14 protein-coding genes are annotated in these 12,382 nt (G+C 61.9%); 9 read left to right on the top strand and 5 right to left on the bottom strand.

Annotation, left to right across the window (positions count from 1 at the left end):
• Positions 1-99 precede the first annotated feature (99 nt).
• The 6 genes from PH256_RS12775 to PH256_RS12800 all read left to right on the top strand — a co-directional run bounded on the left by PH256_RS12775 (position 100) and on the right by PH256_RS12800 (position 4,644).
• Complete coding sequence (locus PH256_RS12775) at positions 100-501, top strand: GntR family transcriptional regulator (protein WP_270914481.1); 402 nt, start codon at positions 100-102, stop codon at positions 499-501.
• A gap of 21 nt (positions 502-522) precedes the next feature.
• Complete coding sequence (locus PH256_RS12780) at positions 523-1,419, top strand: ATP-binding cassette domain-containing protein (RefSeq protein WP_270914482.1); 897 nt, start codon at positions 523-525, stop codon at positions 1,417-1,419.
• Positions 1,412-2,059 (top strand): hypothetical protein, encoded by a 648-nt coding sequence (locus PH256_RS12785; RefSeq protein WP_270914483.1) that lies wholly within the window; start codon positions 1,412-1,414, stop codon positions 2,057-2,059. The genes PH256_RS12780 and PH256_RS12785 overlap by 8 nt, the downstream gene beginning before the upstream one ends.
• A gap of 19 nt (positions 2,060-2,078) precedes the next feature.
• Complete coding sequence (locus PH256_RS12790) at positions 2,079-2,759, top strand: hypothetical protein (protein ID WP_270914484.1); 681 nt, start codon at positions 2,079-2,081, stop codon at positions 2,757-2,759.
• Positions 2,760-2,904: 145 nt separating this feature from the next.
• On the top strand, positions 2,905-3,816 hold the full coding sequence (locus PH256_RS12795; protein WP_158096444.1) for a CPBP family intramembrane glutamic endopeptidase: 912 nt from the start codon (positions 2,905-2,907) through the stop codon (positions 3,814-3,816).
• 72 nt (positions 3,817-3,888) lie between these two features.
• Positions 3,889-4,644 carry an exodeoxyribonuclease III gene (locus PH256_RS12800; protein WP_087184908.1) on the top strand — a complete coding sequence of 252 codons (756 nt, stop codon included), beginning with the start codon at positions 3,889-3,891 and terminating at the stop codon, positions 4,642-4,644.
• 68 nt (positions 4,645-4,712) lie between these two features.
• Here the strand turns inward: PH256_RS12800 and PH256_RS12805 are convergent, their stop codons facing one another.
• From PH256_RS12805 to PH256_RS12825, 5 genes are all read right to left on the bottom strand, one after another.
• Complete coding sequence (locus PH256_RS12805) at positions 4,713-5,537, bottom strand: MurR/RpiR family transcriptional regulator (RefSeq protein ID WP_270914485.1); 825 nt, start codon at positions 5,535-5,537, stop codon at positions 4,713-4,715.
• 168 nt (positions 5,538-5,705) lie between these two features.
• Positions 5,706-6,503, bottom strand: a complete 798-nt coding sequence (locus PH256_RS12810; protein WP_270914486.1) for a PHP-associated domain-containing protein — start codon at positions 6,501-6,503, stop codon at positions 5,706-5,708.
• Positions 6,504-6,553: 50 nt separating this feature from the next.
• Positions 6,554-7,381 (bottom strand): energy-coupling factor transporter transmembrane component T family protein, encoded by an 828-nt coding sequence (locus tag PH256_RS12815; protein ID WP_270914487.1) that lies wholly within the window; start codon positions 7,379-7,381, stop codon positions 6,554-6,556.
• 3 nt (positions 7,382-7,384) lie between these two features.
• A complete protein-coding gene (locus PH256_RS12820; protein WP_270914488.1) occupies positions 7,385-9,082 on the bottom strand; it encodes an ABC transporter ATP-binding protein in 1,698 nt (565 codons plus the stop codon).
• Positions 9,083-9,084: 2 nt separating this feature from the next.
• Complete coding sequence (locus PH256_RS12825) at positions 9,085-9,924, bottom strand: cell division protein FtsQ (RefSeq protein WP_087181923.1); 840 nt, start codon at positions 9,922-9,924, stop codon at positions 9,085-9,087.
• Between the two features lie 310 nt (positions 9,925-10,234).
• Between PH256_RS12825 and PH256_RS12830 the strand changes: the two genes are divergently transcribed.
• The 3 genes from PH256_RS12830 (at position 10,235) to PH256_RS12840 (ending at position 12,362) form a co-directional block, all read left to right on the top strand.
• Entirely contained in the window at positions 10,235-11,122 is an 888-nt protein-coding gene (locus tag PH256_RS12830) for a DUF368 domain-containing protein (RefSeq protein WP_270914489.1), read from the top strand.
• Positions 11,123-11,274: 152 nt separating this feature from the next.
• The gene (locus tag PH256_RS12835; RefSeq protein ID WP_206406378.1) at positions 11,275-11,796 is read left to right on the top strand and encodes an RNA polymerase sigma factor; all 522 of its coding nucleotides are present in this window, start codon (positions 11,275-11,277) and stop codon (positions 11,794-11,796) included.
• Positions 11,793-12,362 (top strand): hypothetical protein, encoded by a 570-nt coding sequence (locus tag PH256_RS12840; protein ID WP_270914490.1) that lies wholly within the window; start codon positions 11,793-11,795, stop codon positions 12,360-12,362. The genes PH256_RS12835 and PH256_RS12840 overlap by 4 nt, the downstream gene beginning before the upstream one ends.
• Positions 12,363-12,382: the final 20 nt, after the last annotated feature.

Below are 12,382 nucleotides of genomic sequence, written 5' to 3' on the forward strand. Positions count from 1 at the left end.
ATGCCCGAGGCAGCGGCAAAAGCCTTTTGTGATCGCCGGACCTTGACAGATTCTGTCATAGGTGGTATAGTTAGTTACATAAGTAATGAACCAATGAACATGAAGGACGGGAAGGAGGCCGAGGCTGTGAATGGAACGCTGAACGATCAAAGTTCCATCTATCTGCAGATTGCAAAAATGCTGGAGGACAGCATCCTGCGCGGCATTTATCAGGAGGGCGAGCAGGTGCCCAGCACCAATGAGCTGGCGAGGCAATACAGCATCAACCCGGCCACGGCGGCCAAGGGCATCAACCTGCTGGTGGACGAGGGTGTGCTGTATAAAAAGCGGGGCATCGGCATGTTTGTGAGCGAGGGTGCAGTGGCGCTGGTGCAGCAAAAGCGCCGGGCCGCTTTTTACCAGCAGTATGTAACCGCCCTGGCAAAGGAGGCCAAAAGCCTTGGCCTGGGCGAGGAGGAACTGGCCGGCATGATCCGCCGGGCTTACAGCGAGGCCCAGTAAGGGCCGGGGAGGAACGTGAGTATGGAACAGATGGCATTGAAGGCCGTGGGCCTGAACAAAAGCTTTGGAACCAAAGAGGTGCTGAAAAACCTGGACCTGACCATCGAGCCGGGCCGCATTTATGGCCTGATCGGCCGAAACGGTGCGGGTAAGACCACCCTGCTGGCCCTGCTCACCGCCCAGCTGGCGGCGGACGGGGGACAAATCACCTGCGGGGGTGAGCCGGTGTGGGAAAATCCGGCGGCGCTGAGCCAGCTGTGCTTTTCCCGGGAGTTTTCCGGCGCACCCAACAGCGTGGCCGCGGGGCTTAAGGTGAAGGACTATTTTCGCATCGCCTCCATCTATTACAAAAACTGGGACGACGTTTACGCCCACCGGCTGGCCCAGCGGTTTGGGCTGGAGGAGAACAAGCGGATCAACAAGCTGTCCAAGGGCATGCTGAGCATGGTCACCATCGTGGTGGCACTGGCCAGCCGGGCGCCCATCACCCTGCTGGACGAGCCGGTGGCGGGCTTGGATGTGGTGGCCCGGGAGCTGTTCTACAAGCTGCTGCTGGAGGACTACGCCGAGACCGGCCGCACCTTTGTGGTGTCCACCCACATTATTGAGGAGGCGGCCGCTGTGTTCGAGGAGGTCATCATCCTGGACGAGGGCCACATTCTGGAAAAGGCCCCCACCGAGGAGCTGGTGGCCCAGTTCCACCTGATCAGCGGCCGGGAGGACGAGGTGGACGCGGCTGCGGCGGGACTGACGGTGCTTGGCACCGAGCGGATGGGCCGCCACAAGGCGGTGACGGTGCGCTGCGGCGAAAACAAGCTGGCGCAGGCGGTGCGCGGCCGGGATGTGGATGTGACCGCGCTGAACCTGCAAAAGGTGTTTGTGGCCCTGTGCGGCCACGGGGAGGTGCAGGATGGTTAACAACATCAAAGCCTTCTGGCGGTATCCGGCCACCGGAATGGGAATTATTTTCGCATTTGTGATTGTTTGCTTGGGGGGAACGGCGATTTTTGGACCGGAATCCTACTTCGCCACCTATCTCCGGGGCGGTGTGATGATATTTTTCATTAGCACCACGGTATTCAGTTCCTCAACGGTGCGTAGTCTGGTGAACATTGGTCTTGCTATGGGAGCGGTGCGCAAAAGCCTTTGGATAACCACGGAGCTGACCATTGTGGTACAGGCGCTTGTATGTCTGCCCATGCAGGCCATGCTGGACTGGGGTGCGGCGGCTTTTATGCCGGAGGATGCGAAGAGTTTTCTTACCCTATCGCCCGAAGGGGGTTCCGGCCTGGCGTTGTTTTTGCTGCTGTGGGCCATGGGGGCCATGGGAAGCTGGCTGTCGCTGGTGGAGAAAACCAGCTGGAAGATCTTCGGCTGGGGACTGGTGATGCTGCTGTATCTGGGATACATCGCCGCTATGGTCGCCCACATGATCTTCTCGTTTTTCGGCATGAATGCCATCCTGTGGGGCATCTGCGGCGTGAGCCTTGTGATGGGCGGCGCGGCCAGCTTCGGGCTGTATCGCCAGTGCCGCACTGCTCAAGTGAACTGGCTGTGAGGAAAGGAGCGGACGGGAAATGAAGAAAGAGACGCTGCGCCGCCAGTGGCTGATGTACGGCAGCGGGCTGGACTGGCAGCTGGGTGCGGTGCTGGTGTTCTGGCTGCTGATCGAGGGCGTCACAGCAGTGGCACTGGCCATTACCAAAGAAACGACCACAGTGATTCTCTCCGCCATGATCTGCCTGATTCTGCTGGCTTTTGTGAGTGTGTTCACCGGGTTTCAGCGGGTGAACCGGGTGCTCACGCTGGGCGTTGCCCTGGGCGGGACCCGGCGGCAGCAGGTGCTGCGCTGTGTGGTCTGGCATCTGGGTGGCGCGCTGGCAAGCGCTGTGCTGCTCTTTGGGCTGAACGGGCTGAGCCACCTGATCTACCGGCTGGCCTATGCGCCCCGGGGGATTGTGCTGGACATGGACGGCATGGCCCTGCTGCCCACCGCGGAGTGGCTGCTGATTTTGCTGGCTCCGGTGCTGCTGAGCATCTGTGTGGCGGCCACGGTGAACACCTTCGGACCCAAGGGTTACTGGGCCGTGTGGGTGCTGTGGATGCTGATCTGCTTTTCGCCCAATTATCTGACCAAGCTGTACAAAGCCAATCCCACCGTCCTGTGGGCGCTGATGGCAGTGCTGACGGTGGTACTGCTGGGCTGGACGGTTTGGTCGGTGCGGCGGCTGCTGAACTGGACAGTGCGGGAGCTGTAAATTCCAGAATTTTGTGAAAAGAGCGGGATGTGCCGGGGTTTGGTGCATCCCGCTCTGGTGTTTAGGGGCCGGGTGTGGTACACTGGGGATATTCCAAGCGGGGCACAGGGAAAAAGTGGCCCCCCCGACAAAGGAGGCGGTAAGAATGCCGCAGAAAAGACAAAATGATTTCGCCGTGGCAGTGGGTCTGCTGGGCTTGGGCTTTACCTGTATGCTGGCGGTCAGCATGATCGGGTGCAGCCTGATGACCATGGCGGCGGTGTGGACGACGGACGAGGTGACCACCGATCTGCTGATGATTATAAACGATGTGGGCATTTACGGCCTGGGTCTGCCGGTGCTGCTGGCCATCGGGCATTTTTTGCCAAACAGCGCTCCGTTCCCGCTGCGGCCGGTGCGGGCGCTGCGCCCGGTCACTTTTGCCCGCACCGCGGCGGTGGGCTATGCCGGATGCATGGTGGCCAACCTGGTGTCGCTTTTGCTGCTGGCGGCGATTCGCGCGCTGGCGGGGCTGCAGCCCAATAACAACCTGAACGGCATGGTGGAGACGATGTCCCCCTGGGCATCGCTGATTCTGATCAGTCTGGTGCCTGCGGTGGCCGAGGAGCTGGTGTTCCGGGGCTATCTGTACCGCAAGCTGATCCGGTTCGGCCAGCTGCCCTACATTCTGATTTCCGCCTTTTTCTTCGGCAGTTTCCACGGCAATCTGGATCAGTTCCTCTACGCCTTTGTGCTGGGTTGCTGGCTGGGGTATCTGGTCTGCCGCACCGGCAGTGTGGTGTATGGCATGCTGATTCATCTGTTCATCAATTTCTTCAGCAGCTGCGTGCTCACCAGCGCAGGCGACGGCGCGGTGGCCAATGCGCTGCTGGGCCTGGGAATCCTGGCACTGGTGGGCTGGGGCCTGGTGCAGTTCTGGGACTTCCACCGCCGCATGTTCGTTCGCCCCGCCACCGGACTGCCCGAGCATCCGGTTCGGGCAGCGCTGCTCAACCCGGGAATGCTTTTGTGGATTGTGGCGTTTCTGGTCATGTGTGTGATCAGCTTACTCGGCTGATGGCACTGCCCCTTGCATGCAGCAGCAAAATCCGTTATAATCAGGAAAAGTTACTGTTTTGGAGGGCTTGCGATGAAATTCATCAGCTGGAACGTGAACGGCCTGCGGGCGGTGCTGAAAAAGGGCTTTGCCGAGAGCTTTGCCGCCCTGGATGCGGATATCTTCTGCTTGCAGGAGACCAAGTGCCAGCCCGGGCAGGCGGAATTTGAGCCGGAGGGCTACACCGAATATTTTTACAGCGCCGAGAAAAAAGGCTATTCCGGCACGGCCTGCTACTGCAAGCAGCCGCCGCTGAGCGTGCGTTACGGCATCGGGCCGGAGGAGCACAGCCACGAGGGCCGGGCCATCACGCTGGAGTACCCGGAGTTTTACCTGGTGAACGTCTACACTCCCAACGCTCAGGAGGGTCTGGCCCGCATCGACTACCGGATGCAGTGGGAGGATGACCTGCGCGCCTATCTGATGGAGCTGGACAAGGAAAAGCCGGTGATCTACTGCGGCGACCTGAACGTGGCCCACAACGAGATCGACCTGAAGAACCCCAAGACCAACCGGGGCAATGCGGGCTTCTCGGACCAGGAGCGGGAGAAGATGACCCGTCTGCTTGCCAGCGGCTTTGCGGACAGCTTCCGCGCCCTTTACCCGGACAAAACCGGCGCCTACAGCTGGTGGAGCTACCGCTTCAACGCCCGCAAGAACAACGCGGGGTGGCGCATCGACTACTTTATCGTGTCCGACCGGCTGATGGACAAGGTGAAGGACAGCGTGATCTATGCGGACATCGAGGGCAGCGACCATTGCCCGGTGGGCCTGATCATCGACCTGTAAGCCGCAGAATACAAACAAAAACAGCGCCCGGCGCAAGGCAAACGATGCTTTGCGCCGGGCGCTTTGTGTCATCCCGGGTAATATTGCTTTTTCAGCTTCTGCAGCCGTTCCAGCGCGGCCGCGCCGCGGGGGCCCAGCTCCTGGGTCAGCGCCACCAGCAGACCGTCCACCAGGGCGGCGGGGGCAGCCATGGAGTGATACTCCTTTTCCGGCCCCCGGTAGGCAAACAGGCTGATGTCCGCCGCCTGGTCCGGCGGCAGGCAGGTGCGGCTCACAAAGGCCAGGGTGGTGTAGCCCGCGGCCCGGCCCTGCTCCAGCAGGATGCGGCCCTCCCGGCTGAGCTTGGAAAAGCTGAACAGCACAGCCACATCGCCCTCACCGGCCCCGGCCAGCCCCTCCAGCAGCTCGGAGCCGGAGGCGGGCAGCAGCCGGGCATCCAGCCCCAGGCGGCGCAGCCGGAAATGAAGCAGCCGGGCCAGGCTGGCCGAGGCGTTTTTGCCGTGGATGTAAATCCGCCTTGCCCCGGCCAGGGCAGTTACCGCCCGGTCGAATTCCTCCTCGTCCAGCTGGGCGGCGGTGGTTTCCAGGCAGGCCTGCTGGCTGGCCAGCCAGTCCCGGGGCGAAAAGCGGCCGGAGCGCTGCAGGGTACCGGCCAGCTTCACCGCCGGCCCCGCGGCGGCCTGCTCCAGTACCAGGGTTTTCAAGGCCTTGAAATCCCGGCAGCCCGCGTGGCGGGCAAAGCGGGAGAGGGTGGCCTCGGAAAGGCCCAGATGCTCGGCTAGCTGCCCGATGGACAGAAACAGAAAGGCGTCGGTATTGGTGTTGATGAAATCCAGAATGGAGCGTTCCGCCCGGGTCAGCTGTTCCGGCGGAATGGGAAGGCGCAGTTCCATGGCATTGAATCCCCGTTCCTTGTAAAGATGAAGTACACAGAAAGGGCGGCCGGAAAAAGGCCGCTGGTTGCATTATACCCCCGGCGGGTGGGGCCTGTCCAGAAAAAGACGCGTAAAAAAGCCCCGCGCCGGGCATACGAAACCCGGTACGGGGGAAGAGGGCTTATCTTATACGGGGGCCTGGCTGGTGAGCACCTCCACATAGTCGCCGCCCAGCGCGTGAATCTCCTTGAGCGAGCGCTTGAGCAGTCCGGCAGTGCGCACCAGGAAGGGAGCCTGCTCGCTGAACTCGATGGAATAGCGCCCGGCGTTCATTTCCTGCCGCAGCTGGTCGATGGTGGTGAACTCCCGCTCGAAACGGGTGGCAATGCAGCCGTACTGCACCGCCTGGTGGGTGTCGCTGCCGGACACCACCGGGATGCCCAGCTCCTTGCCCAGCCGGGTGGTCAGTGCCCGGGTGCGCTCCGGGTCCAGGGCCATGTCCTTGCCGTTCATATCCAGGAAGGAAAAGCGGCGCAGCTGCTCGATGGGCTGCTCCGGCACATGGCCCGGCGCCCGGTAGGGATGGCCGCAGCCCACCAGCACCGGATATTCCTCAAACAGGTCCAGCAGCTGGGCCAGGGGCGGAAAGTGCCCCCGTTCCTTGTGGGGAGCAAGGCGGCGGTTCAGCTCCAGAATGGCCTCCAGAGGGCCGATGCTCAGGATGTGGCCGCACTCGGCCACGTCGGTCTCCATGCCGGGGAATACCCGCAGGCCGTTTTCCAGCACCAGGCAGTCGCCGGTGCGGCGGCTCACCGAGGCCAGATAGCCGTACAGGTCCTCGAACTGCAGGGTGTTGAAATGCTCGGTCAGGCACAGGCCGTCCAGCCCGGCCCGGCGGGCCTCACCGAACAGCCAGTCGGTGTAGGCGGTGGAAAACGGCAGCTTTTTGGCCAGCTTGCCGTGGGTGTGAAAATCAAACAGCAACAAAAACACTTCCTTTTTTCAAAACGGCGGATCGGACGGAGCCGGAAGGCTCACAGCAGGGTGGAAACAAACACCGTGAGACAGACCCACAAGGCGGAAATGGCCAGGAACAGCCAGTCATCGTAACGGATTTGAAGGGTGGAAAGCTTGATCTTTTTCACCTCTTTGTTCACGGCGGCGTAGCGGTAGCCTCGCAGCTCCAGCGCCTCCACCGTGGTGCGGGAGCGCTTGGCGGTGTTGAGCATCAGGGGATAGAAGGCCCAGATGACCACCTTGATCTGGTAGGCAAGATACCGGATCTTGCCCCAAAGGCTCTCGTGGGCGGGGGGATTGCCCCGCAGCCGGAAGGAGAGCAGCACATTCTGGAATTCCTCCATCAGCATGGGCAGCATCCGGTAGGCGTAGGAGATGGAAAAGCTCAGCCGCTCCGGGCAGCCGAACCACATAAGGCCGTTGCTCAGCCGGTCCGGGTCCAGGCCGGAAAACACCGTGATGGAGGCCAGCGAGATAGTGGCCACCTTCAGGGTGAGCACCAGCAGCGGAGCCACCGCGGAGGCGTCGCCTCCGAACAGCAGGGTGACTAGGAACAGATAGCCGGTCTGGGAGAAAACGCCCAGGCCGAACAGAAACAGCACCAGCCCGGCCACCTTCGCCAGCAGGGTGGTGATGGTCACCAGCACGAAGCAGCCCAGAAGAAAGGGCAGATCGTTCACGAACCAGGGCACCAGACCGAAGAACAGATACCACACCAGCAGCACCCGGGGGTCCAGGGCGGCAATGGGGGTATCGTCGTTGCCGTAGGCGTTTTTCAGCACCTGGTTGCGCAGAAAATCCATGGAGAATTTGTCCAGGATGTTTTCCGAAAGTTTGTTCAGCATGGTTTATTCGGCCTCCTTGAAGGCGTTCACAAAATCGTTCACGGTGTAGCAGCGGGCGGCGGGGTCCAGGCGGCGGGCCATGGTGAAGATCTCCGGCGGGCGGATGCCCACCTGGTCGATCACGTCCTGCCGGGCGAAAATCTCATCCCGGGGACCGTCGGCGATCACCTGACCCTGGCAGAGCACAATGATCCGGTCCGCCCACTGGCAGACCAGCTGCATGTCGTGGGTGGCGATGATGGCGGTGTGGATCACGTCCTTCATCTCTTCCAGCACGCCCAGGATCTCCCGGCGGGTGGCGATGTCCAGGTTGGCGGTGGGCTCGTCCAGCAGCAGGATGGCCGGGTTCAGCGCCACGCCGATGGCCAGGCTCGCCCGGCGCATCTGACCGCCGGAGAGCAGGCGGCCGTCCCGGTCCGCCAGCTCGGTGAGCCGGAACCGGGCCAGCAGCTCATCGCAGCGGGTCTGCCAGTCCGGCACGCCCCGCACCTGCATGGCATAGGCAATGTCCGCGCGGATGGAGTCTTTGATGAACATTTCCTCCGGGTTCTGGTAGACCAGCGAGATCAGCCGCCCCAGCTCCTCGGCCCGGCGGTCGCCCACCGGCTGTCCCAGCAGGCTCACCTGTCCCTCGGTGGGGCGCAGCAGGCCTACCATCAGCTTCATCAGGGTGGATTTGCCCGCCCCGTTGGAGCCGATCAGCGCCACCCGCTCGCCCTGGCGGACCGTCAGGTTCAGCCCGTCAAAAATCGTGCGGGCCTCGCCCTTCACCGAGCGGTAGCGCAGCTGGATGTTCTCGAATTTCACCGCCTCCGCCGCCTCACTTGCCGCGGGCGCAGGCCGGGTGACAGGCAGATGGAAGGGAAGGGCGGAAAAGCAGGCGGCTCCGGCTTCCACGGTGGTGGGCAGGCAGGCGTCCTCTGCCAGCAGGCCCCGCTTTTGCAGCAGGCGGCCCGCCTGGGTCACCTGGGGCGGGAAGATGTTGCAGCCCTCCAGCTCATCCACCCGCTGCAAAGCTTTTTCGGTGGGCAGCTTCCACTGCACCTGGCCGTCCTTCAAAAGCAGCACATTCTTGCAGTAGTCGGCAATGTACTCGGTGTGATGTTCGATCACGATGATGGTCTTGACGTGGTTTTGGTTCAGGTCTCGCAGCACCTCATAGATGCGGTCGGCGTGCATCGGGTCCAGCTGGGCGATGGGCTCGTCCAGAATCAGGATGCCCGGCTGCAGCGACACCGCCCCCGCCAGCGCCAGCAGATGGGTCTGCCCGCCGGACAGCTGCCACACGTACTCCTCCTCGCGCCCCTCCAGCCCGCACTGGGCCAAAGCGCGCCTGCCCCGATCCTTATAATCAGGGCAGGCGTAGTTCAGGCAGGCATAGGAGGCGTCGTCCAACACGGTGGGGCGGACAATCTGGTTTTCAAAATCCTGGTAAACGTAGCCCACCTTCCGGGCCAGCTCTCCCACGTCGGCGCTCAGGGTGTCCTGCCCGTCCACCGTCACCAGACCTTCAAATTCGCCGGTGATGAAATGGGGGATCAGGCCGTTGAGCACCTTGCACAGGGTGCTTTTGCCGCAGCCGTTGTTGCCTACAATGGCCAGGAAATCGCCCTGCTCAACAGTGAGGGAAAGATTGTTCAGGGTGGGCTTCTCCGCCCCGGGGTAGGTGTAGGTCAGGTGTTGGATCTCCACTGCGTTCATGATCAGCCAGCCACGTTCCTTTCACTGTTTTTCTTCATTACCAGCAGCACGATCACGGCCAGAGCGGCGGCGACCACCATACCGGCGGCCATTGCGGTGCCGCTCTCGGCCCAGCTGGCCTCCCAGTCGATCAGGGCCATGCCAGCGGTGGCAGCCAGCTCAGCGGCAACTGCCAGCGCGAAGCCGGCCACGCACACACCGGCGATGCGCAGGTCCACGCCGCCGGCAGCGCCCGCGGTGCGGGGAGCCATGCCCAGCAGAGGTTCGATCTTGCCGTACAGGCGGGGAACCAGATACAGGGTGGGCAGCATGCAGAACAGGATGCCGCTGAACAGGAAATCGTTCAGGAAGGCAAAGCCCTCGGTGGCGAACACGCTCTCGGGCAGACCGGCCACGGCCTCAAAATCCTCTACGGCGAACTGGACCTTCAGGATGTCCACCACAGCGCCCATGAACAGCTGCAGGCCGGTGCCGAACAGAGCGGCGGCACCCACCGCCAGCTTGTTGCGAGGGTCCTTCACCAGACGGCCGGCGATGTATACGCCGATGGCCACGGTGATGAACTTCTCCAGCTCGCCCAGACCGCCGAACTGGCCCAGCATGATCTCGCTGAAGACCAGCTCACCGGTGGAAGCGCCCAGCGCCGCGCTCAGCGGGTCGAACAGCATGGCCAGGGTGAGGGGGATGAACAGAAAATATTCCACCGAAAACTCCACAAGGCCCACCTGAAATTTGGGGATCAGCTCGGTGAACAGGGTAGCCAGGCCGTAAAGCGACATGGACAGAACAAAAATCATCAGTTTCTGCGACTGGGTGGCAGCCGCCTTTTGCGATGCATTCATGGATGGATTCCTCCCGTTTTTCCTTCTCAGTCTCAAAGCAGTTTGCTGCCCGTGGTCCGGGTGCATGTTCAGTGTACCAGAGAAAATGTAAGTTTTTCCTGCAAGTTAATGTTAAATGCAAGTTAATTTTCCTTTTGGCCGGATTTGCAGGCTTTTTCCGTCAAAACAGCCGGGAAATGGAAGAAAATCCCTGCTCCGGCTTGCATGCAGCGGCGGGATACGGTATAGTAAAAAGGTCAGGCCCAAAACGAGGCGCCTGAACGAGAACGAGAGAAAACCCTGATCCATAAGAAAGGAAACGCGGTTTATTATGAAAGCTTTACTGGATATCCTGCGCGGTATCGTGATCGGTATCGCAAACGTCATTCCCGGCGTGTCCGGCGGCACCATGGCGGTGTCCATGGGCATCTACGACAAGCTGATCAGCGCGGTGACCGGCCTGTTCAAGCATTTTAAGGACAGCATGAAGCTGCTGATCCCTCTGGGCATCGGCATGGGCATCGGCATCGTGGGCTTCGGCTTTTTGCTGGAGTACCTGCTGGAGGCCCATGTGCTGGCCACCTGCCTGACCTTTGTGGGCCTGATTCTGGGCGGCCTGCCCATCCTGTGGATGAACCTGCAGCGGAATGTGGCCAAAAAGCCCAGCCACCGCATCGGCGCGGGCGAGATCATCAGCTTTCTGGTGCTGCTGGCCGTCGGCGTGGGCCTGCCCCTGCTGCAGGGCTCCGAGGGTGCGGTGAAGACCCTGACCCTGAACCCGGGCACCGTTGTGGTTCTGTTCCTGCTGGGCCTGATCGCCAGCGCCACCATGGTTATCCCCGGTGTGTCCGGCAGCATGGTGCTGATGGTTCTGGGTTACTACAGCACCATCCTGTCGCTGGTCACCGGCACTGTGACCATGCTCAAGGATCTGGATCTGGGCGGTGTGGTTCATAACTGCATGCTGCTGATCCCCTTCGGCGTGGGCGTGGTGCTGGGTATCTTCCTGATCGCCAAGATCATCGAGTACCTGTTCCAGCGCTTCCCCAGCCAGACCTTCGCGGCCATCATCGGTCTGATCGTCTCCTCTCCCTTTGCCATCCTCTATTCCGCCGACGCTCTGAGCGGCTTCTCGGTGGTGGAGCTGGTGGTTGGCCTGGTGCTGGCCGTGCTGGGCGCCTGGGTCACCTGGCTCATGGGCAGCAAGGAAGAGGCCTGATTCCTGCCACAGAAAACGAGCAAGCGGCACGCCGCCTGCTCGTTTTTTTGTGAGCGTGAAAAAATTCTTTGGATTTGTGAAGAAAACCTCCTTTCAGGTTCGTTTTATTCGGCGAAGGGGAAAACAAGCAAGGGAAGGGGGCGTTCAGCCGAGTGACCAATGCACAGTTCAGCGCACTGGTGGAGCAGTATCAGAAGCTGGTCTATACCGTGTGCTATCAGCTGGTACGGGATCACCAGCTGGCGGAAGACCTTACCCAGGATACCTTCGTGGCGGCCTTTTCCCACATGGACGACTGCCCTCCCGAGCACTACAAGCCCTGGCTGGCCCGCATCGCGGCCAACAAAGCCCGCGATCATCTGAAGAGCGCCTGGAACCGGCGGGTGACCGCCCCCGGCGACGAGGCCATGCCGGAAACGGCGGCGGTGAACGCCGCGCCCCCCGGACCGGAGGACCTGACCGTGAGCGAGACTGAGGCCGAGGCTATCCGTCAGATGGTAAAGGACCTGCGGGAGCCCTATTACCAGGTATCGGTGATGTATTTCCTGCAGGAGCGCAGTGTGGATGAAATCGCCCGCGCCCTGCGCCGCCCGCCCAAAACGGTGCACACCCAGCTGTATCGGGCCAAGCGCCTGCTGCAGCAGCAGATCACAGAAAGGAGACAGGCGCAATGACGGAACTGTTTTTACAAACCGGCCATCTGAGCGACGAGGGACTGCAGGCCCTCATCGACGGAACGCTGGATGAGATGCAGCGGCTGGAAGCCGCGGAACATCTGAGCTTTTGCGACGAGTGCCTGACGCGGTATACCGCGCTGCTCACCGGGGATGTGCTGGAGGAGCCGGAGCAGGATGTGACCCTGCCGGTGATGCGCAGGCTGCGCCGCCGGGCGGTGAAGAGCGTCTGGAACCGGTACGCGGCCGCTGCCGCTGCGGTGGTCATCACCGCGGGCCTGTGGTACAGCGGGGTGTTCGGCGGAGCGATGGAGGCGCTGGCCATTCAGCCGCCCGCCCTGGAACAGACCGCCCAGGCGCAGGAGGCAGGCCCGCTGGGCCAGCTGCTGGAGCGCATCGGTGTGACCACCGAGACCGAACCTGCCCGGCCGGACAATGGTCTCGGCCCGGAGCACCGGCCCAAGGATATCCGCCAGCTGGAGGAGCCGGACGAAGAGCTGGACCAGGAAAAGGATGGCGGCCTGGGTCAATGGCTGAGCCAGTTCCTTGACCGGAATGACAACTGATCAAAACGACTGAATGGGAG

This window comes from Allofournierella sp. CML151, assembly GCF_027853465.1.
Lineage (GTDB): Bacteria > Bacillota > Clostridia > Oscillospirales > Ruminococcaceae > Allofournierella.